General features: G+C 37.2%; 27 protein-coding genes. 6 read left to right on the top strand and 21 right to left on the bottom strand.

Annotated features, from left to right (window positions below):
• Positions 1-417 carry a hypothetical protein gene (locus AAY42_RS10810; protein WP_055395074.1) on the top strand — a complete coding sequence of 139 codons (417 nt, stop codon included), beginning with the start codon at positions 1-3 and terminating at the stop codon, positions 415-417.
• A 17-nt stretch (positions 418-434) separates the two neighbouring features.
• Here AAY42_RS10810 and pdeM read toward each other — a convergent pair whose 3' ends face one another.
• Positions 435-1,067 (bottom strand): ligase-associated DNA damage response endonuclease PdeM, encoded by a 633-nt coding sequence (gene pdeM / locus AAY42_RS10805; protein WP_055395072.1) that lies wholly within the window; start codon positions 1,065-1,067, stop codon positions 435-437.
• The gene (locus tag AAY42_RS10800; protein WP_055395070.1) at positions 1,064-3,526 is read right to left on the bottom strand and encodes a ligase-associated DNA damage response DEXH box helicase; all 2,463 of its coding nucleotides are present in this window, start codon (positions 3,524-3,526) and stop codon (positions 1,064-1,066) included. The genes pdeM and AAY42_RS10800 overlap by 4 nt, the downstream gene beginning before the upstream one ends.
• Before the next feature lie 107 nt (positions 3,527-3,633).
• Here AAY42_RS10800 and AAY42_RS10795 point away from each other — a divergent pair, with 107 nt between their 5' ends.
• A complete protein-coding gene (locus AAY42_RS10795) occupies positions 3,634-4,056 on the top strand; it encodes a tellurite resistance TerB family protein (protein ID WP_055395068.1) in 423 nt (140 codons plus the stop codon).
• On the opposite strand, the gene fbp is transcribed toward AAY42_RS10795, so the two are convergent.
• Positions 4,057-5,058, bottom strand: coding sequence for a class 1 fructose-bisphosphatase (gene fbp / locus AAY42_RS10790; RefSeq protein ID WP_055395066.1), 1,002 nt, complete (start codon positions 5,056-5,058; stop codon positions 4,057-4,059).
• A gap of 112 nt (positions 5,059-5,170) precedes the next feature.
• Here fbp and AAY42_RS10785 point away from each other — a divergent pair, with 112 nt between their 5' ends.
• The 4 genes from AAY42_RS10785 to AAY42_RS10770 all read left to right on the top strand — a co-directional run bounded on the left by AAY42_RS10785 (position 5,171) and on the right by AAY42_RS10770 (position 9,809).
• Positions 5,171-5,653, top strand: a complete 483-nt coding sequence (locus AAY42_RS10785; RefSeq protein ID WP_055395064.1) for a GNAT family N-acetyltransferase — start codon at positions 5,171-5,173, stop codon at positions 5,651-5,653.
• Positions 5,654-5,664: 11 nt separating this feature from the next.
• Complete coding sequence (locus AAY42_RS10780) at positions 5,665-6,915, top strand: aspartate kinase (RefSeq protein ID WP_055395062.1); 1,251 nt, start codon at positions 5,665-5,667, stop codon at positions 6,913-6,915.
• Between the two features lie 80 nt (positions 6,916-6,995).
• The gene (locus AAY42_RS10775; RefSeq protein ID WP_055395060.1) at positions 6,996-8,798 is read left to right on the top strand and encodes a GNAT family N-acyltransferase; all 1,803 of its coding nucleotides are present in this window, start codon (positions 6,996-6,998) and stop codon (positions 8,796-8,798) included.
• Entirely contained in the window at positions 8,799-9,809 is a 1,011-nt protein-coding gene (locus AAY42_RS10770) for a carboxypeptidase-like regulatory domain-containing protein (RefSeq protein WP_055395058.1), read from the top strand.
• Positions 9,810-9,900: 91 nt separating this feature from the next.
• Here the strand turns inward: AAY42_RS10770 and AAY42_RS10765 are convergent, their stop codons facing one another.
• The 18 genes from AAY42_RS10765 to AAY42_RS10680 form a co-directional block, all read right to left on the bottom strand.
• Positions 9,901-10,536: a low molecular weight phosphatase family protein gene (locus AAY42_RS10765; protein WP_055395056.1), complete on the bottom strand. Its 636-nt coding sequence runs from the start codon at positions 10,534-10,536 to the stop codon at positions 9,901-9,903.
• A 3-nt stretch (positions 10,537-10,539) separates the two neighbouring features.
• Positions 10,540-11,031, bottom strand: coding sequence for a GNAT family N-acetyltransferase (locus tag AAY42_RS10760; RefSeq protein WP_055395054.1), 492 nt, complete (start codon positions 11,029-11,031; stop codon positions 10,540-10,542).
• Positions 11,032-11,040: 9 nt separating this feature from the next.
• A complete protein-coding gene (locus AAY42_RS10755) occupies positions 11,041-11,538 on the bottom strand; it encodes a DUF6428 family protein (protein ID WP_055395052.1) in 498 nt (165 codons plus the stop codon).
• A 2-nt stretch (positions 11,539-11,540) separates the two neighbouring features.
• The gene (locus AAY42_RS10750; RefSeq protein WP_055395050.1) at positions 11,541-11,864 is read right to left on the bottom strand and encodes an ArsR/SmtB family transcription factor; all 324 of its coding nucleotides are present in this window, start codon (positions 11,862-11,864) and stop codon (positions 11,541-11,543) included.
• 92 nt (positions 11,865-11,956) lie between these two features.
• Positions 11,957-12,358 carry an NINE protein gene (locus AAY42_RS10745; RefSeq protein WP_055395048.1) on the bottom strand — a complete coding sequence of 134 codons (402 nt, stop codon included), beginning with the start codon at positions 12,356-12,358 and terminating at the stop codon, positions 11,957-11,959.
• A gap of 52 nt (positions 12,359-12,410) precedes the next feature.
• Positions 12,411-12,797, bottom strand: a complete 387-nt coding sequence (locus AAY42_RS10740; RefSeq protein WP_055395046.1) for a VOC family protein — start codon at positions 12,795-12,797, stop codon at positions 12,411-12,413.
• A gap of 5 nt (positions 12,798-12,802) precedes the next feature.
• A complete protein-coding gene (locus tag AAY42_RS10735; protein WP_055395044.1) occupies positions 12,803-13,261 on the bottom strand; it encodes a DUF1801 domain-containing protein in 459 nt (152 codons plus the stop codon).
• A gap of 7 nt (positions 13,262-13,268) precedes the next feature.
• On the bottom strand, positions 13,269-13,775 hold the full coding sequence (locus tag AAY42_RS10730; protein WP_055395042.1) for a DUF4199 domain-containing protein: 507 nt from the start codon (positions 13,773-13,775) through the stop codon (positions 13,269-13,271).
• A 271-nt stretch (positions 13,776-14,046) separates the two neighbouring features.
• Complete coding sequence (locus tag AAY42_RS10725) at positions 14,047-16,068, bottom strand: PepSY-associated TM helix domain-containing protein (protein ID WP_055395040.1); 2,022 nt, start codon at positions 16,066-16,068, stop codon at positions 14,047-14,049.
• Entirely contained in the window at positions 16,065-16,376 is a 312-nt protein-coding gene (locus tag AAY42_RS10720; RefSeq protein ID WP_055395038.1) for a hypothetical protein, read from the bottom strand. The genes AAY42_RS10725 and AAY42_RS10720 overlap by 4 nt, the downstream gene beginning before the upstream one ends.
• A 3-nt stretch (positions 16,377-16,379) precedes the next feature.
• Complete coding sequence (locus AAY42_RS10715; protein ID WP_139063716.1) at positions 16,380-16,694, bottom strand: hypothetical protein; 315 nt, start codon at positions 16,692-16,694, stop codon at positions 16,380-16,382.
• An 82-nt stretch (positions 16,695-16,776) separates the two neighbouring features.
• The gene (locus AAY42_RS10710) at positions 16,777-19,200 is read right to left on the bottom strand and encodes a TonB-dependent receptor (protein ID WP_055395033.1); all 2,424 of its coding nucleotides are present in this window, start codon (positions 19,198-19,200) and stop codon (positions 16,777-16,779) included.
• Positions 19,201-19,374: 174 nt separating this feature from the next.
• Complete coding sequence (locus AAY42_RS18605; protein WP_055395031.1) at positions 19,375-19,791, bottom strand: response regulator transcription factor; 417 nt, start codon at positions 19,789-19,791, stop codon at positions 19,375-19,377.
• Positions 19,792-19,800: 9 nt separating this feature from the next.
• The gene (locus tag AAY42_RS10700) at positions 19,801-20,733 is read right to left on the bottom strand and encodes a 2-hydroxyacid dehydrogenase (protein WP_055395028.1); all 933 of its coding nucleotides are present in this window, start codon (positions 20,731-20,733) and stop codon (positions 19,801-19,803) included.
• Positions 20,734-20,747: 14 nt separating this feature from the next.
• The gene (locus AAY42_RS10695; protein ID WP_055395026.1) at positions 20,748-21,113 is read right to left on the bottom strand and encodes a cupin domain-containing protein; all 366 of its coding nucleotides are present in this window, start codon (positions 21,111-21,113) and stop codon (positions 20,748-20,750) included.
• Between the two features lie 12 nt (positions 21,114-21,125).
• Positions 21,126-22,481, bottom strand: a complete 1,356-nt coding sequence (gene mgtE / locus AAY42_RS10690; RefSeq protein WP_055395024.1) for a magnesium transporter — start codon at positions 22,479-22,481, stop codon at positions 21,126-21,128.
• Positions 22,468-23,340: a 16S rRNA (adenine(1518)-N(6)/adenine(1519)-N(6))-dimethyltransferase RsmA gene (gene rsmA, locus AAY42_RS10685; protein WP_055395022.1), complete on the bottom strand. Its 873-nt coding sequence runs from the start codon at positions 23,338-23,340 to the stop codon at positions 22,468-22,470. Before rsmA ends, mgtE begins: the two co-directional genes overlap by 14 nt.
• Before the next feature lie 18 nt (positions 23,341-23,358).
• The gene (locus tag AAY42_RS10680; protein WP_055395020.1) at positions 23,359-23,667 is read right to left on the bottom strand and encodes a gamma-glutamylcyclotransferase family protein; all 309 of its coding nucleotides are present in this window, start codon (positions 23,665-23,667) and stop codon (positions 23,359-23,361) included.
• Between the last annotated feature and the right edge of the window lies 1 nt (position 23,668).

Raw genomic sequence — 23,668 nt, 5'->3', positions numbered from 1 at the left:
ATGAACAAACTTTTGTGTTTATCTATTATATCAATAATTGCTACTTATTTTGCCTATGGGCAAGAAAAAACCAAAGAATCTACTTTTTTTCATGGTTGTTGGACTGGTGTTTTATTTGACCATATAGATATCAACGCTTTTAGAAGATGTGAGGGAGGAAGTGGACCATTAACAGCGAGATTTAAAGATGATGGCACTTACTGGATTTATTCTAGCAATCTTAATATGCCTCAAAGATGTGGAAACTACCTAGTAAAAAAAATAAATTATTCAGGTAAATACAAATATGATTCTCAAACTAGAGTTATGAAAATTTTTAATTCCCAGGGTCGCTTAAAACATGAATGGGAATTATATGAACTTGAAGGAGAGGAAATCGGGATAAGAAAGAAAGATAATTACAAAAAGCAAAATTAATCAACGCGAAAAAATGATTAGACTTTTACTACTTCACCCTCTACAATTATAAAAACCTCATATCCTTTTTTCGGTTTTAAAGTATGGGTGCCTGTAAATGTTCCAAAAGCGGGAAATATCAATTGATTTTCTTTCTTAAAAAAACACGATAATCGAAGTTGCTGTCTTCCAAAGCCTTTCAATGTAATGGCTGGGTGTATATGACCACAAAAGTTGAACAAGTCTTTCCGTTCCTCGGGGTGGTGTGTCAATAAAAAACGGTCTAGTATCAACTCCTGAAAAATGGAAATATCCAAACCCTCGAATTTTTCAGGCGCTATGATATCATGGTTTCCGGCGATAAGAATTATTTCTGAGGGAGTCTTTTTCACCCAATTTTCAAAAAGTTGCCATTCCTTGTTTAGGGATGAATGGAACAGATCGCCCAAAAAACAAATCTGGAAGGGTTGAAAGTGATTTACAATTTCATCAAGCAATATGAAATTCTTATGGACTGCTTTTTGCGGAACGGCGGCTCCAAATTTTCTAAAATGGGCAACCTTGCCCAAATGGACATCGCTGATTAAAAGCATGGATTTTTCTACCCAGAAAATTCCGCCTAGTGGGTGCAGGATGAATTCCTGGTTTTGAAGTTTGATGGTTTGCGTCATCGGGTCAAAATCTTGGTCATACGCTTTATTCGGTCCGCCAGTTTTTCATTGGACAGTTTTTCACGTAGCCTATCCGTAATAATAGGGAATGAAAATGGCGTGGGATTCTGGCATTTTTTCCATACAATTTCCTGTTGGGCAATACGCTCCAAGGCCAACCTAAGTCGCCCTTCCTCCAATTGATGTTCAAAGGTTTCCGTAAAGGCTTGTTGGTACATGAGATTATCAGGCTCAAAATCCTTGAATACATCAAAAAGGAGTTGGGAACTACTTTGTAGATGTTTCATTTTAATGCCTTTGTGTGGATAGCCGGTAAACACCATTCCGCTGATAACGGCCACGTCCCTAAACTTTCGCTTTGCCATTTCGTTGGAGTTTAAACTTTTTTGAAGGTCGCTCAGCATATATTCAGAAGTAAATAGATTGTTGTCCAGCACCTCTTGGATATCAATTTCCTTGTCTGATAATAGTTCAAACCCATAATCGTTAAAGGCCAAAGAACAAGTTATTGGCGTTAACAAACTTATCCGATACGCCAACAAACTGCTCATTCCTTCATGGATTGCCCTACCCTCAAAGGGATAGAAAATATGATGGTAACCATCGTCGGATTTAAAGGTTTCAATGAGGAATTCGTTGGGTTTTGGAATTATACTTTCTTCACGCTGTTTGGTAAACATGGGCGCTAAAGATTTTATTTCTTTCGATTGTTTTTTAAAATCCAATTCAGCGGTATATAATTCCTGACGAAGCAGCTCGGACATTTGTGCCGAAAAGCTTAATCTGCCTCCCATCCAACTTGGCACCTTACTGGTTCTTTTTGAAGAGTTACGTACATGGGCTTGCATTCCCTTTATGCGAATAAATTCTAAATTTCTTCCTGCAAAGGTGAAAACATCACCAGGAGTGAGTTTTGAAATAAAATATTCTTCGATAGATCCAATATAAACTCCCTTTTGGTAGCGAACTGAAATAACGGCATCACCCACAATGGTCCCAATTTGAAAGCGATGACGCATGGCAATGGCACGGTTGTTCACCTTGAATTTTCCATCTTCCTCCACTTCTACCTTTTTATATTCATCATAGGTTTTTAGGCTTTGGCTGCCCATCACAATAAAATTTAACAACCATTGCCACTGCTCGTCAGAAATGGCTTGGTAACAAAAGGTCTGTTTTATTTCAGGGTAAATGGCATCAGGATAAAAACCATCGGATACGGCCAAAGTGGTCAAATATTGGACTAGTACATCAAAACTGTTCAGGTACGGAATTCTATCTTCCACCGCAGCGTTCCTTACCGCTTTTTGCATGGCAGATGCCTCAATAAGTTCCATGGCATGGGTGGGAAGAAAATGGATGACACTTTCCTTTCCAGGGCGGTGGCCACTTCGCCCTGCTCGTTGCAAAAATCGGGCTACTCCTTTTGGCCCACCAATTTGGACCACCGTTTCTACAGGAGCAAAATCGACCCCCAAATCCAGACTAGAGGTGCAAACAACAGCTTTTAAACTTTCGTTGCGGATGGCTTGCTCCACCCAGAGGCGTGTTTCCTTGTTTATACTGCCGTGGTGCATGGCTATCTCACCAGCATACTCAGGATGCTTTTCCAATATTTTCTGAAACCAAATTTCGCATTGACTTCGCGTGTTGGTAAAAAGTAATGTGGTCTTACTTTTGTTGATTATGGGAATCACATCTTCTAATAAATGAAGTCCTAAATGTCCGCGCCAAGGAAAAGTTTCCATTTGTTTGGGAATGATACTTTTCACCGTAATTTTCTTGTTCAGTTTGGCTTTGATCAAAATCGAATTTTCATGAGCTTTGGAAGTAGGACCCAAAAGAACCGAACGGGCCTGTTCTAAATTACCAATAGTTGCAGAAATCCCCCATATTCTCAAATCTGTGCAAATTGTTTTCAAGCGTGATAGTCCAAGTTCCATTTGAACCCCTCTTTTGGTGCCAAGCAATTCGTGCCATTCGTCAATCACAATCGCCGAACAATCCTTGAACACCTTCGCGTATCCTTTTGACGAAAGTAAAAGTTGAAGACTTTCGGGTGTGGTAATCAATAAATCGGGCATGGTTGTTTTCTGTCTGGCCCGTTCTTTTGTGGATGTATCCCCTGTTCTAATCCCAACGGTCATTTTGGTTTCCAAATCTTGGGTAATTCGTTCTGCCGATTGCTTTATTTCTTGGGACAAGGCCCGCAAAGGGGTAATCCAAATGGCTTTAAGGCCCTTTTTATGTTTGGTTTTATACTCTGGGCTGTTCTTTATGTAGTTCAACACAATGGGAAACCACAATGCATATGTTTTTCCGCTACCCGTTGGTGCGTTCAATAATCCATGTTTACCTTGTAAAAATGCTTTCCATGTTTCTTTTTGAAAAGGAAATGGTTTCCATTCTTGTTGGTGAAACCAGCTTTCTGCGATATGGAATAGTTCGGATTGTTGCAGTGGATTTTTTTTAAATCAAAATGGAATGAAATTTACAAATTTCTTTTGGTGATAATTTTACGGTCTTTCTAGTTTAAGATTTATATTTGCGCAGGAAAAATTGAAACATGCCAATAATTGATCTTTACGAGCACAGTGAACAACGACATAACCTGGCTCATTTTGCCACTTTAGCCACTTTGGCCTCGGTTGATGGAGTAATAAACGCTGAAGAAAAAGCAGTACTTGATAAATTTGCCTTTAAATTGAACATTACCGATGAAGAGTATAAGGAGGTAATGAAAAAGGAAAATAAGTATCCTATTCAAACACCCCACAGCGGTGAAAAGCGATTAAAACGTCTTTTTGAATTCTTCCAAATGGCGTTTGCAGATCAGGTTATAGAGGCCGGTCAAGAGAGACTTATTGAACGATATGCCATCGGGTTGGGCTATGCCCCAGACGTAGCCAAGAAAATAATTGAAAAATCATATGATATTTTCTGTGGTAGAATTGCTTTTGAGGACTACCAATATTTAATGGACAAGTAATTAGGCGTTCATAAATTCCTCGGCCTTCTCTACCATTTTTTTACTTCCACAAAAGAAGGGAACACGCTCATGCAATTCTGTGGGTTCAATTTCCATAATGGGCTGATGCCCATTACTGGCTTTTCCTTTTGCTTGTTCCGCTAAAAAAGCCATTGGATTACATTCATAGAGTAATCTTAATTTACCATTGGAGGCCTTACTACTTTTAGGGTACATATATATACCACCCTTAATCATATTTCTATGAAAATCTGATACAAGGGAACCTATATAACGTGAAGTATAGGGTCTATCCCCCTCTTCTTCCTGACAGTATTTGATATAATCCTTAACCCCTTGAGGAAAATGTACATAATTGCCCTCATTAACAGAATAAATTTTACCTGTTTCAGGGAATTCCATATTTGGATGGGAAAGATAAAAAGTTCCCAAAGCTGGGTTCAGGGTGAATCCATTTACACCATCACCAGTTGTGTATACCAACATAGTTGAAGTTCCATAGATAATATAACCAGCCGCGACCTGATTTCTTCCAGGTTGTAAAAAATCTTCAATGGCAACAGGTGTTCCTACAGGCGTAATTCTTCGATATATTGAAAATATGGTACCTACAGAAACATTTACATCAATATTGGAGGACCCGTCCAAAGGATCAATTAGAACAATGTATTTATTTTGATGTTGTTTATCAAAGCTATTGATACTGATGAAGTCATCCTCTTCTTCGGAAGCTATACCACAAACAATTTCGCGTTTGGACAACGTTTGGATAAACTTTTCATTAGCTAAAACATCTAATTTTTGTTGATTTTCCCCTTGAATATTTGTGTCGCCAGCAGCGCCGATAATATCCACAAGTCCAGCCTTGTTCACTTCATGATTCACAACTTTGGCAGCTAACCTAAGTCCATTTAAAAGCCTGGATAGTTCCCCGGAAGTATATTGAAATGAATCTTGGTTTTCAATAATAAACTCTCCGAGAGTTAGGTTTTTTTTATCCATTGATGGTGAGTGTTTTATTTGCTGACAAATATCGGGTATTTTGTGAAACTACAAGGTTTTCGTCAAGTGAAAATTTTAGATATTTATAACTTTGTGTTTTATTTGTAACAACATGAATTATTCTATAAGAGATTCTCGGGCAGAAGACATGGAACAGGTCATAGGGCTTGTTCAAGAATTGGCATTATTTGAGAAAGAGCCCCAAGCTGTTGAGGTTACCAGAGAAGATTTGGTAAAGGATGGTTTTGGAGAAAAGAAGCTGTTTCATTGTTTTGTGGCGGAATTGGATAACCAAATAGTTGGAATTGCACTTGTGTACCCTAGATATTCTACATGGAAAGGACCCGTAATCCATTTAGAGGACTTAATTGTTTCCCAAAAAATGAGGGGAAGTGGTCTTGGTACTGCACTTTTAAATGAAGTTGTAAAGTACGGGCACAAATTGGGTGTGAAAAGGATTTCATGGGAGGTGCTGGATTGGAATGAACCGGCAATTGAGTTTTATGAGAAAAAAGGAGCTAATGTAATGCGCGATTGGGATGTTGTTCAGTTGAATGAAGAGGCAATTGCGAACTACATTGAAAATATAAAATAGAAGAGTTTTAAATGAGAGTTTTTAAATTCGGAGGGGCATCCGTTAAAGATGCAAATGGAGTTAGGAATGTTGTAAAGGTATTGCAAGAGGTGGGTCATGAAGACACTTTTGTAATTATTTCTGCCATGGGTAAGACCACAAATGCCATGGAAAAAGTGATAGCTGCATATTTTAAGGATAAACAGTCTGTTTCAACTTCACTGCAAGAGGTTATAGATTATCACCAGAGTATAATATCAGATTTATTCCAAAACAAAAACCATGTAGTATATGGCAAGGTAAAAGCCCTTTTTGAGGAAGCCAAAAGTTTTTTGTTGAGGAACAAGTCACCAAAGAATGCCTTTGTATATGATCAAGTGGTGGGCTATGGTGAATTGGTTTCTACTACGATTGTGAGTGAGTATTTAATGGTAGTTGGAATACCCAATGTTTGGCAAGATGTGCGCGGTCTAATTAAAACGAACAACAGCTATAGGGATGCAAGTGTGAATTGGGATCGCACCCAAAAAGAAGTTTCCACTAAGGTGGATATGACAAAATTGAATATTTCCCAAGGCTTTTTGGGAAGCGATGATAATAATTTTACCACTACATTGGGAAGGGAAGGGTCCGATTATACAGCTGCAATTTTGGGATATTGTCTCAATGCTGACTCAGTAACCATTTGGAAAGATGTTCCTGGAGTTTTAAATGCCGACCCAAGAAACTTTGAGGAAACTCAATTGTTAGATTATATTTCCTATCGAGAAGCCATAGAATTGGCCTTTTACGGAGCTTCGGTAATTCACCCAAAAACGCTTCAACCACTTCAACGAAAAGAAATACCATTGCATGTAAAATCATTTATCAACCCTACTGGAGAAGGTACTACTGTTGGAAAAGGCATAGGGATATCTCCTAAGGTTCCCTGCTTTATTGTAAAAAAGAACCAAGTGCTTTTAAAACTATCCTCATTGGATTTTTCATTTATTGTGGAAAACAATATTAGTGAGATCTTTAAGATGTTCCATGATCATCGAATGAAGGTTGATCTAATTCAAAACTCGGCGATTAGTTTTTCAGTTTGTTTGGACAATAAATTTAACGGCTTGGAGACGATGCTAAATGAGTTGAAACGAAAATTCAAGGTCGTTTGCCATGAAAACGTATCACTTTATACTATTAGACATTTTGATGATAAAGCGGTAAAATCACTTCAAAACGGTAGGTCGGTTCTTGTGGAACAACATGGAAAAGAGACCGTTCAATTGGTAGTGAAATAGAGTTGCTTTAACAACATTGGGAATTAATTTCCCAATACCCGTAATTTTCTATCTTTACATCTACCTAAAAAGTAAAGTATATGGGGTTGGTTTCCGCGAAAGAGGTAGCAAAAGTCATTAATCTTGACAAGTATGGCTTTTTAGGGACTTTTATAGCGTGGCTTTTAATGGTAGCTACCAAGATTACATCCATAAATAGATTTTACGATAAAAATAAGGAGCTTACCGGATTAGATTTTCTAAACACTATTTTGGCATATTATGAAATTGATTTTGATATTCCCGAAGAGGATTTTAAAAGGCTTCCAAAATCCGGACCATACATTACCATAAGTAATCACCCGCTTGGCGGAATAGATGGTGTATTGTTGTTAAAACTTATGCTTAAGGAGCGTGATGACTTTAAAATAATCGCCAACTTTCTGTTGAATCGGATTGAACCCATGAAACCCTACATTATGCCGGTAAATCCTTTTGAGAGTCATAAGGATGCCAAAAGCAGCATAATGGGATTTAAAAATGCACTCTTGCATCTCAGGAATGGACATCCTTTGGGAATTTTCCCGGCTGGGGAGGTTTCAACGTATAAAGACGGAAAATTGGTAGTGGACAAACCTTGGGAAGAAGCTGCTATCAAACTCATACGCAAGGCCGAGGTACCCGTTGTACCTATTTATTTTCATGCCCGAAACAGCCGATTGTTTTATAGATTGTCCAAAATCAGTGATGTTTTTAGAACAGCCAAGTTGCCCTCCGAGGTAACCACACAAAGAAAGAGGCCCATTAAAGTCCGTATTGGTCAGCCCATTTCTGTGAATACCCAAAAAGAAGAGGAGACTTTGGAATCCTTTTCCGAATTATTACGAAAAAAAACGTATCTCTTAGCCAACGCCTTTGAGAAAGAAAGGCTGATAGATAAGGTACCAACAACTTTAAAGATTCCTAAACCTCCAAAAAAAATTGCTACGGCAGTTGGCTCGGAAGTATTGGAAGGTGAAATTGAAAAGTTGAGGGAAAAAGATTGCCGCATGTTGCAGAGTAAAAACTACGAAGTCTATTTGGCGCAGCAAAAAGATATGCCCTTTATATTGAATGAGATAGGTAGGCAACGGGAAATTACCTTTCGCGAAGTAGGCGAGGGGACTAATAACGCCATTGATCTTGACAAATTTGATTCGTATTACCATCATCTTTTCCTTTGGGACGATGAAGAAAAATGCATTGTGGGCGCCTATCGAATGGGGTTGGGCTCACAGATTTTTCAAGAATACGGTATAGATGGTTTTTATCTACAGGATCTGTTTCGTTTTGAACCAGAATTATACGGTATGATGGAGCGATCTATTGAAATGGGAAGGGCATATATAGTGAAAGAGTATCAACAAAAACCCATGCCTTTGTTTCTATTATGGAAAGGTATTGTACATACCACATTAAGGCATCCAGAACATAAATATTTAATTGGCGGGGTTAGTATAAGCAACCAGTTCTCAAACTTTTCAAAATCCTTAATGATTGAATTTATGAAATCCAATTATTGGGATCCCTATGTGGCACAATATGTAAGGCCCAAAAAGGAATTCAAGGTTCAATTAAAAGACGCTGACAAGGAATTTATTTTTGATGACACCCAAGCGGATTTGAACAAGTTTGATAAATTAATCAATGAAGTGGAGCCTGGAAGTCTTCGGCTACCTGTATTGATTAAAAAATACATCAAACAAAATGCAAAAGTGGTTGCATTCAATGTTGATCCTTTATTCAACAATTCAGTGGATGGATTGATGTACATCAAAATTGCCGATTTACCGGAAAGTACCGTTAAGCCCGTTATGGAAGAGTTTCAGGCCGAGCTGGAGCGGAAACACCTAAATCTTGATTAAATGTCAAGACCATGTTATTCTTTTCTTTTTCTTGTTTTCTTTCCACTGTTTTGTTTTTCCCAAAGTTACGTCGTTCAAGGTAAGGTGGTTTCCAAAATCAATGACGAACCCATTGTTGGAGCAGATGTATTCTATGATGGAACTTCGATAGGCACCCTAACCGATACCAATGGTTTTTTTGAATTGGATAGTAAAACCCCAATAAATAGCCCTCTCGTAATTCAATATATGGGTTATAAGACCGTATTAATCCAGAGCACGGAGACCTCCTTTAACCAAGTTTATCTTGAGGAGGCCGTAACCCAGTTGGAAGGCGTAGTTCTAGAACCAGATACGTGGTCAAGAGCTAAAAAGATGCGTATTTTTAAGAAAGAGTTTTTGGGAAGGACCAACCATAGAAGCAGTATACTAAATCCTGAGGTTATCCGACTTTATTATAAGGCATCCAACAAAACATTGTATGCATATGCTGATGTCCCCATTGAAATCACTAACAAAAAACTTGGGTATAAAATAAAATTCCACCTTATCGATTTTGAGGTTACATTTCACAATAGTGAAGGAGCTTTGGATGCTGTGCACAAATCATATTATGCAGGAACATCACAGTTTACAGATTTGGAAAAGGACCCTGATAAGAGAATGATTAAATTAAGGAATGAAACTTATTTGGGTTCATTATTGCATTTTTTCCGGTCAATGTATGAATCAAGACTTACAGAGGAAGGTTATCAGTTGTTTCAAAGAGGAAGTATAATTTCAGAAAATGTTGCGTACTCATACCAATTGGAAGAAGGTATGTTGGTGGCCGAGCAGAAAATCGAAAATTTAGGGGTTTTATACGAGGGAAAATCGTCACTTATAAAAGTGATAACGAATCCCATCTTTGTAGATTCATATGGTATTTTCTTGCCTCCAGATAGCATAGAGATAGGTGGAGTCATGGGGGTTCATCGAGTGGGAAGTATGCTGCCATCAGATTATGCGTACGGCAACAACAATATGGACTAGGTGTTTTTTGGTTTACCTAGTACAATATTTTAAGGGAAGATGTAATTTGAATTCCCAATCAAGAGTTTTGTTGGATTGCTGTACAATCAGTTCAATTAGAGCCTACTTGGGAAAATACATAAAACAATTCCGTGGCAATCTGCAGGCTTCTTTCCTTATATTTTTCTGCTTGCTGGGGTGTCCCATCAAAAGCTTTGGGATCTTCATAAGTAATTGGAAATCGTTTTTCTGCACCCATGACCATTGGGCATGCCTCATTTGCTGAATCGCAGGTCATTATAGCTCCAAAACCAAATTTGGGATTAAAAACATCATCATAAGTTTTTGAGAACCCTATAATCGGATGTTCGGTTTCAGCATATTTGATACTGTAAACAGGATTTTCAGTTTCTGAAAGTTTTCTTATTCGAAAACCTGTGCTTTCAAGTGTTTCAGCTGCTATTGGAAATAAGGCTGTAGCTTCCGTTCCTCCGGAATAGCATGTTACGTTCCCAATATCATGATAACTGGCCATGGTTTGGGCCCAAACTTGTGATAAATGACTCCTTCTTGAATTATGCGTACAGATAAAGTTTAAATTGATGGGCTGTTGATGTACAACCTTATCCTTGATATATAGAACCAATGGTTGAAGGATTTCTCTTCTGTTTTCAGAAATGCTTCCCATATCGAGTGATTCGATAGTAAATTCTATTTCAGCGTATAGTACTGATTTTTTTGTTTCCATTTTTTAGGCTCCTATTGTTTTACTCCGCTTTTCAAATAGCAGATTGTCCTTCCAAACACCATCATTTGTTTTTCCAATTCGTTCACGTTTTCCAATAAAGCGAAAACCAACTTTTTTATGCAACTCGATGCTAGCTTGGTTTTCAGGAAAAATACCCGATTGGATGGTCCAAAGACCAGCTTTTTCGCTTTCAAGTATAAGTTGTTCCAAAAGCGACCTACCGATACCTTTCCCCCTACTATTGGATGCAATATAAACACTCACTTCTCCAACTCCTCCATAAACACATCGGCTTGATACAGGGGACAACGCTGCCCAGCCTAGAACCTTACCATCTTCTTCAGCAATCAATCTACATTGTTGCAGATGTGCGGCATCCCAATCTTCAAAATTAGGAATGTTTTGCTCAAAGGTTGCAAAACCTGTTGATACGCCTTCGGCATATATTTTGGAAACTTCGTCCCAATCTGAAGCTTTCATTTCACGGACATTCATATGAACTTGTTAGCAGCAGCCACTTTCTGGAGTACAACAGGCTGCGGGTTGATTAATAGTTTCTTTGGAAGTATCAGTTATTCCACACGTTTCCTTTGCCTTGCAATCTGTTTTTTCCACAGATAGTTTTATGACCAAAGCTTGTTCATCCATGGCATAATCATTTACAAAGAGCTGAGCAGTGTGAAAAGCTGAATTGCTATATTCAAACTTTATTTCGGCATCTCGTACCATAGGCTTTATTCCATCAACTTTGTTTAGAATTGCCAAAGCTTTATAGGCAGACATAAATTCTCTTTTATCTTTTTCCGTTGGACTTTCCCATAATTGTACGATGGTTTCTTTCCAAAAATCAGTTCCAGCACCACAGTCAACAGAATCGACAATAATATTTTTAATTTCAGTGATATGATAATTTGCGCCTACAAATTTTCCGTCAGTATATTCAAAAAGCAAACTTTTGTTTTGATGCTGTTTTAAAAGTGATAAAAATTCTGAAGTATTCATGATTAACAACAATTATAATTAATATTAGTAAAAAAGGCATTGAAAGAATGTTGTAATTCTTCCCAACGTTCTTGATTTATACAATAGCAGAGGTTTTTGCCTTCAAAGGTTCCCTTTAGAAGACCTATTTTTTTTATTTCGTTTAAGTGTTGGGATATAGTAGGCTGCGCAAGACCAATTACATCCACTAAATCATTACAGATGCAGTTTTCTTGCCTACTTATATATTCCAGAATGGCAACTCGAGCGGGATGGGCCAAAACTTTGGCGATTTGTGCCAACTCATTATGAGTTGTAGAGAAGATATGTGTTTTGGATGCTCCCATTGTATGAACTAAACGTCATTTTAATTTTATATTGCAATATTACGATAATAATAGTAAATAAAAAAGCCAGAGCGAATTTCTCTGGCATTTTTTTAGAACCAAGGCTTTTTTCCTACTTGGTATGTGTTGTAAAATTCCTCGTCTGACTTGGTTAAATAGATAATACCTTCTATTAATCCTATTAAACCTGGAATCCAAACCAAAAAGGCTCCAATTACTAGACAAACCAGGATATATGCAACAATGGAAAACCCTAAGAGGATAAATCCTTCTTTATTATACCCTAAAATAAATTTATGCACGCCTAGAGAGCCCAATAAAATGGCAAGGACACCAGCAAGTACTTTTTTGTTGTCACCTCCTGCATTTTTGATTCCCTCGGCAAATTCATTGGCAGTTTTTTTGGCTTCATCAGCGAAATCGCCCGCTGCTTCTTTGGCATTGTCAAAGGCATCTTCCGCCTTATCTCCTAAGTCTTTGTTTTCTTCAGACATTGTTTTAATATGTTGGTTAAACTAGTCTTAAATGTAACAAATAATTTAATACCTAAAGAAAAGCTTTATCAACAGGTTCCCAAAGTTCCAATTTATTCCCTTCGGGGTCCAAGATCCAACCAAATTTCCCGTAGTCATATTCCTCTATTTCACCCACTACGGTTACTCCTTCTTTTTTGAGTACCTCTAAAAGTTCCACCAAATTTTCCACCCTAAAATTCATCATGAACTGCTTTTCGCTGGGTTTAAAATATTCGGTATCCTCTTTAAAAGGGCTCCATTGTGTCATACAATCGTTGCCGTCCTTATCTTTCCACCAAAAACTCCATCCATATTGATCCGTTGGTATTCCCAGTCGCTCCTTATACCATTTTTTAATGGCATCTGGATCTTTTGTTTTAAAGAAAAAACCGCCCAATCCTGTTACCCTGTTTTTCATGTAATCTATTTTCGTTTTATATTTTTCTCGTACAGTTCAACCCATGCTTGGGGTGTCATTTTTTGACATAGCTTAGCAATAAGGTCGTAAGGGATATGTTCCATTTTTTTAAACCGAATACAGCTTTTTCCCATATCCAATTTAGTTTTTACATGCTTGGAGTACTCTCCAACAAACCAATCATACAATGTTTTATCCGCATAAATACCTGAATGGTACAATGCCACAAAATTCTTTTGCGAAGCTATGTTTATAAAGGGAAGGGGTAATTTGGGGTCGCAGTGATATCCCTTTGGATAAAATGAGTGGGGAACAACATAGCCTATCATTTTATAGCTAATACATTCCTCAAACCCAGCTGGCAGATTCGATATGATAGTTTGTCGCAAATTAGCAACCGCAGCTTTTCGGTCTTCGGGTAGTTTGCTTATATATTCATCTGGAGTTTTGGCGTCAATTGTCATAACTAAACTATTTTCGTTGCAGAATTAGTGCTGAAATTAAGGAAATGATAAATCCGATTACGAAAACTGTCATTGCCATCAAAGCAAAAGAGAAAAGAGGGTTGGAAAACATTTCTTTTTGGGATTCAATCGTTGCCAATTGTTCTTCAAATTCATTGGGAGGTAATGAATTCCTCATATTCTCAACGGTAGCATTATAATATTCCACCATAAAATCTGGGTTAATTACCTCAGTATAGAAAACATCAAGTACTCCAAACGCAACAGCGGTGATGAGGCTGATGAGAATTCCAATGATTAAAGCTTTTTTAAAATTTACCTTTCCTCCGTTTTCTTTGTCCCTAAAATGCTTGATTCCAAAATAAACAAAACCCAAGGATAAAATCATGGATAAATAACCTAGAATTTCTTGGGTTGAAAATGGTAGGTCTGCCAATAGGAACCAACTGATTAGGAAGAGAATGCAAATGGTGATGGCACCATAAATTCCGAAACGAAATACTGTTTTTTTCATGACCGTTCGCTTTTTGATTGTTGTTCAAAATTAGAGAATGACCTAAAAATGGTAATCATACTAAAGTACCAAATCACCAGTATAAGATAGTCAAAAAGGAATAATTTGGAATTCTTTGGCCTTTTGAATGGGTTTTTATAGCTGTGGTTTGATGGTAGTTAGTGACAAAAGGAAATATTTAGAAAAACAAAAAGCCCAACTCTATTTAAGTAGATTGGACTTTAAAGTCAAACTTAGAAACTTGTTTACTAAACTCTATTGAACAATAGTATCACTCCAATTCTTTAATCCATTTATTGATGCTCATAATCAAAAATGTGTTTGCCACAACCATCATTAAGAGAATAAGCAACTCTGAAATGTTAGAAATCTCATAGAATAAAGAGGCTATAAAATGATACACATTAAAAAGACCTGCCAACAACGCCCAGGTAAAAGCTGTCCATTTAAACCAGTTTTTGGATACCTCCAAAGTCAACAAAGAAAATAGTAGTGCCAGTCCTTCAAGGATGATTCGCCAGATATGATGATTCAAGGGAACAACCCCATCGGAACCTTCTATCATAAGGCTTTCATTATAGTAGATACCAAAGAGTCCGTAAATATGGTGAACGATGTATCCAACTGCCAAAAACAGCCATAAAATTGAAATTTTTGTTCTCATAAACTTGATAGTATTAGTTGTTGTTAAATTGTTTTTTTGATATTCTTTAATCGCCTCTTCTTTAAGTGTGTCATGGTGTATTTTGGGGACAGGTCGTTTGATTTTTCTAACAATGAGCGCAGAAACTAGTCCCGAAATAATCCAAAACAAGTCAATACTCAAAATAGAATATTGTCCATCTTGATACATTTTCCAAAACCAATTTCCAGAAGCAATTCCATTGGCAATTGGAATTAACAAGGCAAAAATGCTTCCCAATACAAGACTGTACTTATTTATTTTATAATTGTCCCTTAGAAACCTGAAAAGAAGAGAGAGCAATATCCAGCTCAAAAAGAAAATACTGTATAAAATGGTTTGTCTAGAGGAATCCAAACTTCTGGGGATCAATTTGGCAATTATAAAGGTAAATGCCGTTATTGGGTACATGCTCAGGCATATGGCAAGATAGATATGACCTACTTTTCGATTGTAGAGCTTTTGTGAAGCCGGAATATTTTTCTTATTTCTAGCTTCAAGCCAAATTAATACTCCAGAGATAATGACAAAACAGGTGATAAACGCTAAAATAAGATAGACGAATTTTAAAGGCAGTCCGCCATAATCACCAAAATGCAAACGTCTTATGGTAAGCTCTACATCTTCCAAATAATCGTTTTTATATGGGTCTTTCTCTTCAATCAACTTTTTGGACAGTACATCGTAAACCAACCTACCATTACCTAAAAACTTTTTCTTGGTATCCAAGAGCCCATCTACTTGAAACTTCATATTGATAGCCCCGTAGTTTCTAATGTATACTTGAGCAGGCATAAAAGTTTCCCATTTTTCCAAGGCTTTATCTATAAAGGGGTTAATGGAAGGAATACTATCTGCTTCAGATTCCATGACGTAGGTCTTGGTCATAGGGCGTAATTCTTCCGATAGCTGCTTTGTATTATTGTTATATAAATAGTTTGCTGGCAGTAGTACCAATGCGGACAGGCATAGAAAACAACTTGTAACTGCAAATACGAACTGAAAGGGTAGCCCAATGATTCCCAAGGCAGTATGTGCATCAGTCCAAACTGTTTTTAATTTCTCTTTTGGACGGAAAACATAAAAATTACTGATTATTTTTTTCCAATGGACTATAACTCCCGTTACAATGGCAAAAAGAAAAAACAGTGCTATAAAACCAGCTAGATAAATCCCAAATGTGGGAATCTGACTAAAAAAGTGCAGTCGATACAGCAATTCCCCCAAACTGTAAAAGGCATAATATTCAGAACGCTTATATGTGTTGGCATTGATATTAAAATAATAATTCTTGTCAGGTTTATTTACAATGGTAGTATCTTGTGATTTGCTTAAAAGCACATAGATTTCCTGTTTTGCATCAGGCATTATCATCCGAATGTCCCTACCATGTAAATTGTATCCCTCTGCTTTAATTGAAGAAATCAACCTATCATAATCAATGTTCCCATTTTGTTCAATCTTTAGAGAATCCCCTTTCTCCCAAGCCGTGATTTCATCTTTTATCAATGCAAAGGCACCAGCAAAAAAAATAATATAAAGCGCAACACTTATGACTATGCCACTTACGGTATGCGTATGAAAAAAAACATTATAGTTTCTTTTGCTCATTGTACGGGATTTATAGGATAATAAACAGTACCATAATGAACCGCAATACCGAGAAGAAAAATAATAGCTACATAAATCAACCAAACCTTCCATCCGTTTTTTGCCAAGAACGGAAGTAGTATAAACACCATCCAAACTATAAAAATGCCGTAAGCCGATGTGATAAGAACTGTTTTATAGCCAGGCAGCCATAATGCAAGCATCATATGTATAAGAGCAGCAATGAGGTATCCGCCCAAAATGCCAGATGATAGCTTTGCAAAACGCTGCCAGCCAGAATGTGTTAAATATTTTTGGTTTGCTGGCATACTTTATAGTGTTAATTCAAGAATCCATAAACAGATAAAAACTAAAAGCATTCCCTTATAGCCAATCAGCTTTAAAGGGTTTAGTAAAACAACCAAACTTGCGATGGTCATAAGAAATATAACCCCCAAAAACATACCGGTACCAAAACCTTCAAAAATTCCGAGTAACACAAAGGCGCCAATTATAAGTACAGAACCGATTATTTTTAAGATAGTCCCTTTCTCTTCAATTGTGTCTTTAAAAAACTTCGGGTTATTCGACTTATTCCTTTTCGATGTAAGAGTTAGCAAAAAGAAACCTAAAAAGAAAAACGCCATTGTCATTGTTAGCATAGTGCAATGTTTTAAGCAACAGCCTTGAACTATTTGCCAAGGCTGTTGAAATTATTCAGATAATAAACTAGAACATGTAGGTGAAATTGGCATAAAGTGCTCTTGGAGTTTGTGGGGTAATTGTTGTCCAACCTTTGTAATATTCTTTGTTAAACGCATTGTTCAATTTCAAAGTGATTCTATATTTATCCACTTGATAAAAAATAGAGGCATTGGCTACTGTATAGCTAGGAAGAATAAACTCTCCTGTAGATAGATAGTTAATGGCGAAACGCTCACTGGCTCCGTTAAAGCCAAGACCAAAACCGAAACCATCTAATTTTCCTTGTTGAAATTCATAATTTGCCCATAGGTTGTACAAAGTTTCAGGGCCCGCCTCTAAGGGCCTTCTATTCAAAATTTCGGGATTATCGGATTCTGTAGTCTCACTATCATTATTACTGTAACCCGCTCTAATGTTTAATCCTTTAATCGGGTTGGCATTGATTTCAATTTCAAAACCACTACTTTCCACTTCTCCCCCCTGAATTCTATTAAATGGTGAAGCTGGGTCGGTAATTACACGGTCTTTTACCGTAATATCATAATAACTTATTGTGGCGTTGAGGCGATTATTGAATAGATTGGTCTTCATTCCGAACTCCAGCTGATTTGCTTGTTCAGGGTCAAAAGTCTTTAAAGTTTGGACACCGTTGCTTGGGTCTCCAACCAATTCAGGTGCCACATTGGTAAATCCATTCTGGTAGTTGGCAAAAACAGATAATTTATCTTGTATGGGTTGGTATAAGACCCCAAATTTAGGAGAGAAGGCAGTCTGGTCATAATCGTCTTCCTCATTAGCCAAATCCCCTTCATTGTCAAAAATGTCCATGCGAATTCCTGCCATTACGGAAAGCGAAGAAGTAATATTCAATACATCGGAAATGTAAGCACTATAGATATGGTTTTTTGATTTTACATTGGCCACTCCTTGAGATTCCAACACTGCGTCTACGGCTGAGGTAGATAATGGATACGTGTCGGTTTCCACATCTGCTGTAAAAGGATTGTCGCCACTGCTGCCCCCTTCAGGAGTTATATTTCCATAAAAGGCATAACCACTATCATTACTTGTCAATGTTGAATTGAAATAATCTATTCCAACAACAATTCTGTTTCGTAATGTTCCTAACTTAAAATCGCCAATAAAGTTCTGTTGAATATCCGTTGTTTGTGTGTTAGAGTTCTGCTTGCTTATAAAACGGGAAAAGGTATCATTGCCAAAGACACCAAAATCAAATAAATAGGAATAATATCCTTTGGTAGAAGTTGAGCTTTTTGAAAGTATAGTTTGAGATTGCCATGTATCGGAAAGCTTATAATCCATTTCCATGCGATAATTTTGGGTAGGATTTTCCAAAGTCAATTCATTGCTAGTAAAAGACAACTTGTTATTATAATTCAATTCATCCAAATTTGTTGATTGGGTGGGTGCACTTCTATTTAAGAACAAAAACATGGGATTGGTCTGTTCTGCCTGAGAAATTTCACCATAAAATGAAAAAGAAAGTTTATTGTTTACACGATACGAAAGAGATGGTGCAACAAAAAAAGATTTTCTAAAACCCGCATCTTGAAAGCTTTGTTCAGTTGCATAAGAGGTGTTTAATCTAAAATAGATATTATTATCCTTGTCCAACGAAGTGTTAAAGTCACCGCTTATTTGGTTAAAACCATAGGTGCCGGAAGTAAAAGATAGTTCGCCTCCTGAGCCAACATATGGTTTTTTCGTGACCACGTTGATAAGACCACCATAAGAAGTAACCGCACTTCCAAAGAGTGTGGCAGAGGGGCCTTTAATGACTTCAATACGTTCAATATTGGCGGCATTGATGGTTCCATTTGTTAAACCAGGAATGCCATTAACCAATTGAGGTTGAACAGAAAAACCACGAAGCGAGTAGTAACCAGCTCCATCGCCTCCACGTCCTGTTGACGACCATAATTTTTCTACACCAACAGCATTCTTAAGAGCATCCTCAAAATTTGTCACTACTTGTGATTCCAATAAATCAGAGGTTATAGTGCTATACACCTGCGTATTCTCCAAATCTTTAAGGGGTAATTTTGCTACATAAGCTGTTTTCTTTCTTGAAAATTTGTTTCTGCGTTCTCCTTCCACCACAACTTCTCTCAAAATTTCGTTCCCTTCATACAGAATAATAGGAGCTATTTTATTAGCCTTGCCATTGGCTATTGTAATTGCAATTTCCTTTGTCTTAAAACCAATGTAAGAAACTACCAAGTCATAATCTCCGTTTGAAATATTGGAAATTTCAAAATTTCCATTTTCATCGGTTTGTGTTCCTTGGCTTGTGTTTTTAATTAAAATATTAACGCCCATTAATGGGGTTTGGGCATTATCGGTGATTGTTCCTGAAACACTTCCAATCTGAGAAAAAGAGAATGAAAATGATGCTAAAATTAAGATTAAGGTTAATTGGCTCTTCATTTATTTTTATTTAGACTTAATTTAAATAATTTAATTGCAACAAAAATATATTTCGTATTTCACATGACAAAAATTATTTAGAATTATTTTAAATAATAATTTTTGAGTTGATTTAAGACCTAATAATTGGGAAATAAAAATGCATGATTTTAAAACACCTTGGGCTTAGATTTACTAAGCGGAAAGAATTTGATGGTCCTTGGCTTTTTGGATAGCCTGGGTACGTCTTTTTGCGTCCAATTTTACAAGTAGATTGGATACATGGGTCTTAATGGTACTTTCTGATATAAAAAGTGTATCCGCAATTTCCTTGTTGGATAATCCTTTTGAAATTTGAACCAGTACTTCGTATTCCCGTTTACTGATACCAAGCTGTTCTACCTTGTCAAAATCTATGGGATTAGAGGAATGCTTCTTTTTCCGGAGCGTTCTTTTGTTAATGTAAAGACCAATTATAAAAAATACAATAGCAATGATGGCTATTACTATTTCAATTGAAATATCCCCTGAAACGTAGGTGTATTTACTTAATTGAAAAAGCACAAGTAGTGCTACAATGAGTGCAGAAAAAACAAAGATGGTCTTTTTCACCTGCCTAAATTAGCAAAATCTAGCTTGGATTTTATCCACAATGGTCTGTGCCAATTTTTCCTTGCTTTCAACGGTCCAACCGGCCACATGCGGTGTTAGCAAAACGTTTTTGGCTTTTCGAAGGTATTTGAACGCCTTGGGTTTTTGGGCAAACATGTTTTCGAACGATTTTTTTTCATATTCCAACACATCCAATCCGGCGCCAAGAATTTTTTTAGCTTTCAAACCACTTACCAAATCTTTTGTTACCACACATTTTCCACGTGCAGTATTTAAAAGCCAAATAGGCTTGTGAAATGCGTTGATGAATTCTTCGTTTACCATTTCTGTGGTCAATTCGGTTTGAGGTACATGAAGGCTCACAATATCTGACCTTTGTTGAAATTCCATTATTCCCACTTGCCTTGCGCTATCATCACCCACGCCCCCAACAATATCATAACAAATTATTTCTACATCAAAACCCTTTAGTTTTTTTGCAAAGGCCTTGCCCATGTTTCCATAACCAATAATACCAACGGTTTTTCCGTCCAATTCTACACCTCTGTTACCTTCGCGATCCCATTTTCCCTTTTTTACTTCCTTATTGGCTTTTGTCATTTTATTGAGCAAAGACAATAACATTCCCAAAGTATGCTCTCCAACAGCGTTTCTGTTCCCTTCTGGAGCTGAAGCCAAGAAAATATCCTTTTGTTTGGCATATTGGGTATCTATGTTTTCTAAGCCAGCGCCAAGTCTGCCTATGAATTTTAGATTTTTTGCTTTGTCTAAAAACTGTTGGTCCAAGGTAAACCTGCTTCGAATAATGACCCCGTCGTACAAATGGATTTTTTTCTCTACCTCCTCTTTTGAGGAAGTATAATCTTCATGATTTTCAAAACCCAATTGGGTAAATTGTTCTAGAAGTAATGGATGGTTGGTATCAAGGTGGAGAACTTTCATGGGCTAAATATATCCTAAATTTTAGGGTACTCGGTTTGGGTCAATTCATGTTGCACAGTTCCAGTATGGGCCGTGTTTTGTTTTTCGAAAAGCAATAGATGGACTTCTTCACCATTCTTTGTCATGGGATTATGTTCAACGCCCTTTGGAACGACAATAATTTCACCCTCGTTAACCACTTCTGTTCTATCTCTAAACTGCATGTAAAGGGTTCCTTTGATAACCTGAAAGAGTTCGTCTTCATTTTCATGCGAATGCCAAACAAATTCACCTTGAATTTTAGCTAAAATTACTTGCATATCATCTACCGTAGCTATTTGATGTGGGTGCCATTGCCTGCTAAACTTGGTATGTTTTTGTTTTATGTTGATAGACTTCATAAGTAAATGAATTTAAATTCCTAAAACCAACTTAGCGATCCAAAAGTAAATTAAGATACCAAAAATGTCATTACTTGTAGTGATGAACGGACCGGTTGCAATCGCAGGGTCAATACCTCTTTTATCAAGGAAGAGAGGCACGAAAGTGCCTATGAGACCAGCAACTATAATCACCGCAACCAGTGATATGGAAATGGCCAGTGCCAATTGAGGTTCTTTGGTCCATAACCAAACAAATAGCAAGAGAAACATGGCAAGGACAATCCCATTTAAAGTGGCTAAGAGCATCTCCTTTACCAATCGCTTGTTAATACTCCCTTTTAAGTCGTCGTTTGCCAATCCTTGAACAATGATTGCGCTGGATTGTACACCAACATTCCCAGCCATGGCCGCAATAAGCGGAGTAAACAAAAATAATATGGCATAGCCTTGCGCAAGTATTTTTTCAAAACCTTCCATAATGATAAAAGCGCCGATACCGCCAATAAGCCCTAAAAAAAGCCAAGGGAGCCTTGCCCTTGTAAGCTCTATTATACTATCATCCGCTTCTACATCTTGTGTAATACCAGCAGCAAGTTGATAATCCTTATCCGCTTCTTCACGAATAACATCAACAATATCATCAATGGTAATCCGTCCAACCAATCTGCCAATCTCATCAACCACGGGAATTGCTTCCAAATCATATTTGGACATGATTTTGGCGACTTCTTCAGATTTCTCATTTACGGTTACGTAATCTACTTTTGAAATGTAGACATCCTTTATATGGGTCTTTGTGGAAGTGGTCAATAAATCTTTTAATGAAAGCCTGCCCTTTAATTTATCTTCATCATCAACTACATAAATGGAATGGACTCTTGTCACGTTCTCGGCTTGGGCCCGCATTTCTTTTACACAGGTAAGCACATTCCAATTTTCCTTGACTTTGACCAATTCCTTTGCCATAAGCCCACCAGCAGTATCCTCATCATAACGTAAAAGATCAACTATGTCCTTGGCATGTTCTTTATCCTCTATTTCTGAAATTACCTCTTGAACAATGTCTTTTGGAAGTTCACTTACAATATCCGCAGCATCATCTGTATCAAGTTCTTCCAGCTCCCCAGCAATCTCTTTGGCAGAAAGGTTCTTGAGTATGGATTCCCGTAAATCCTCGTCCATCTCGGCAAGAATATCTGAGGTCTTTTCACTATCCAGAAGTTTAATGAGATATGTGGCCTCATCTTTAGTGAGTTCTTCTGCGATTTCTGCAATATCAGCATAATGAAACTCCTTCATCATCAACCTAAGATCAGCGTTCTTTTTATCCGCTATCAGTTGTTGAATCTGTTCTAGTAGCTCGTCTGTGAGTTTAAACGGGATCATTGGCAATCTTCTGCGTTAACGCTATAAAATCAGATACACCCAGCTGTTCTGGGCGCAGGTCAAAGATAGTATCTTCTTTTAGATTATCTGACAGGCCAAAAGTCTTAAGGCTATTGCGAATGGTCTTTCTTCTTTGATTAAAGGCAGTTTTTACAACTTTGAAAAACAAATGTTCGTCACAGGGCAGTTTTAAGTTATCCCTTCTAGTTAATTTCAGTACTCCGGAATGTACTTTTGGAGGAGGGTCAAATACCTGGGGAGGTACGGTGAACAAATATTCTGCTTCATAAAATGCCTGAACCAACACGGATAAGATTCCATAGGTTTTATTTCCAGGTTTTCCACAAATGCGCTGTGCTACTTCTTTTTGGAACATCCCCGAAAACTCAGGAACCTGTTGCCGCATTTCAAGCATTTTAAAAACAATCTGGGTGGAGATATTATAAGGGAAATTTCCAGTTATGGCAAACTGCTCATCACCATATAATTGCTTTAAATCAAATTTTAAAAAATCTGCTTCTATAATGTTTAAGCGGCTGTTTTTTTCAAATATTTTTGGGTGTTCCAGACGAAAACTATGGTTAAGATACACTATGGACTCTTCATCCAGATCCATCGCAACCAAATCCATGTCTTTAAGTAATAGATATTTGGTGAGAACTCCCATGCCTGGGCCAATCTCTATAACATTGGTGTAGTTTTGAAGGGAAAGTGTGTCCGCAATTTGTTTTGCAATGTCTTCATCCTTGAGAAAGTGTTGCCCTAAATGCTTTTTGGCCTTAACAGCACTTTCTTCCTGCCCATGATTAAATTTCTTTGGCTTACCATTACCAAACTTCCTTTTATTTTTCTTAGACATGGGACGTTTTTTTGCAAGTTAATGTGAATTTTCGATATATAGCCAAGCTTCAATACCAGATTCTAACTTCACTTTTTTACGTCTATAGGCATCGGTTTCATATGCATCGGCCTTTTGTAAATCCAAGGTAGTCACTTCAAAGACTTTTCCCTGAACCATATGTTCAGGGTCTTGGGTTTGTACGACTAAGGGATATTTTTCATAAACTGCATTGTCCAATCGTTTGAATCCGGATAAAAAATCAATTTTCCCGTCTAGAATGCGGCCAAAAATAGATTGCTGCACATATAAATCTTGCAGTGTGCCATAGGTAAATAGATACTCCAAA

The sequence above is a fragment of the Flagellimonas eckloniae genome, from assembly GCF_001413955.1.
Taxonomy (GTDB): Bacteria; Bacteroidota; Bacteroidia; order Flavobacteriales; family Flavobacteriaceae; genus Flagellimonas; species Flagellimonas eckloniae.
This window is presented reverse-complemented; position numbering and strand designations above follow the sequence as displayed.

What these genes read in the sequence shown, in the direction of transcription:
- AAY42_RS10760 (WP_055395054.1), bottom strand. Translation starts at nt 11,031, where the DNA reads ATGAATGTCCGTGAAATGAAAGCTTCAGATTGGGACGAAGTTTCCAAA.
- AAY42_RS10715 (WP_139063716.1), bottom strand. Translation starts at nt 16,694, where the DNA reads ATGGCGTTTTTCTTTTTAGGTTTCTTTTTGCTAACTCTTACATCGAAA.
- AAY42_RS10720 (WP_055395038.1), bottom strand. Translation starts at nt 16,376, where the DNA reads ATGCCAGCAAACCAAAAATATTTAACACATTCTGGCTGGCAGCGTTTT.
- fbp (WP_055395066.1), bottom strand. Translation starts at nt 5,058, where the DNA reads ATGGATAAAAAAAACCTAACTCTCGGAGAGTTTATTATTGAAAACCAA.
- AAY42_RS10700 (WP_055395028.1), bottom strand. Translation starts at nt 20,733, where the DNA reads ATGAAAGTTCTCCACCTTGATACCAACCATCCATTACTTCTAGAACAA.
- AAY42_RS10750 (WP_055395050.1), bottom strand. Translation starts at nt 11,864, where the DNA reads ATGGGAGCATCCAAAACACATATCTTCTCTACAACTCATAATGAGTTG.
- AAY42_RS10785 (WP_055395064.1), top strand. Translation starts at nt 5,171, where the DNA reads ATGAATTATTCTATAAGAGATTCTCGGGCAGAAGACATGGAACAGGTC.
- AAY42_RS10710 (WP_055395033.1), bottom strand. Translation starts at nt 19,200, where the DNA reads ATGAAGAGCCAATTAACCTTAATCTTAATTTTAGCATCATTTTCATTC.
- AAY42_RS10740 (WP_055395046.1), bottom strand. Translation starts at nt 12,797, where the DNA reads ATGAAAAACAGGGTAACAGGATTGGGCGGTTTTTTCTTTAAAACAAAA.
- AAY42_RS10810 (WP_055395074.1), top strand. Translation starts at nt 1, where the DNA reads ATGAACAAACTTTTGTGTTTATCTATTATATCAATAATTGCTACTTAT.
- AAY42_RS10735 (WP_055395044.1), bottom strand. Translation starts at nt 13,261, where the DNA reads ATGACAATTGACGCCAAAACTCCAGATGAATATATAAGCAAACTACCC.
- pdeM (WP_055395072.1), bottom strand. Translation starts at nt 1,067, where the DNA reads ATGACGCAAACCATCAAACTTCAAAACCAGGAATTCATCCTGCACCCA.
- AAY42_RS10695 (WP_055395026.1), bottom strand. Translation starts at nt 21,113, where the DNA reads ATGAAGTCTATCAACATAAAACAAAAACATACCAAGTTTAGCAGGCAA.
- AAY42_RS10725 (WP_055395040.1), bottom strand. Translation starts at nt 16,068, where the DNA reads ATGAGCAAAAGAAACTATAATGTTTTTTTTCATACGCATACCGTAAGT.
- AAY42_RS10765 (WP_055395056.1), bottom strand. Translation starts at nt 10,536, where the DNA reads ATGGAAACAAAAAAATCAGTACTATACGCTGAAATAGAATTTACTATC.
- AAY42_RS10795 (WP_055395068.1), top strand. Translation starts at nt 3,634, where the DNA reads ATGCCAATAATTGATCTTTACGAGCACAGTGAACAACGACATAACCTG.
- AAY42_RS10780 (WP_055395062.1), top strand. Translation starts at nt 5,665, where the DNA reads ATGAGAGTTTTTAAATTCGGAGGGGCATCCGTTAAAGATGCAAATGGA.
- AAY42_RS10755 (WP_055395052.1), bottom strand. Translation starts at nt 11,538, where the DNA reads ATGAATACTTCAGAATTTTTATCACTTTTAAAACAGCATCAAAACAAA.
- AAY42_RS10730 (WP_055395042.1), bottom strand. Translation starts at nt 13,775, where the DNA reads ATGAAAAAAACAGTATTTCGTTTCGGAATTTATGGTGCCATCACCATT.
- AAY42_RS10775 (WP_055395060.1), top strand. Translation starts at nt 6,996, where the DNA reads ATGGGGTTGGTTTCCGCGAAAGAGGTAGCAAAAGTCATTAATCTTGAC.
- AAY42_RS10745 (WP_055395048.1), bottom strand. Translation starts at nt 12,358, where the DNA reads ATGTCTGAAGAAAACAAAGACTTAGGAGATAAGGCGGAAGATGCCTTT.
- mgtE (WP_055395024.1), bottom strand. Translation starts at nt 22,481, where the DNA reads ATGATCCCGTTTAAACTCACAGACGAGCTACTAGAACAGATTCAACAA.
- rsmA (WP_055395022.1), bottom strand. Translation starts at nt 23,340, where the DNA reads ATGTCTAAGAAAAATAAAAGGAAGTTTGGTAATGGTAAGCCAAAGAAA.
- AAY42_RS10770 (WP_055395058.1), top strand. Translation starts at nt 8,799, where the DNA reads ATGTCAAGACCATGTTATTCTTTTCTTTTTCTTGTTTTCTTTCCACTG.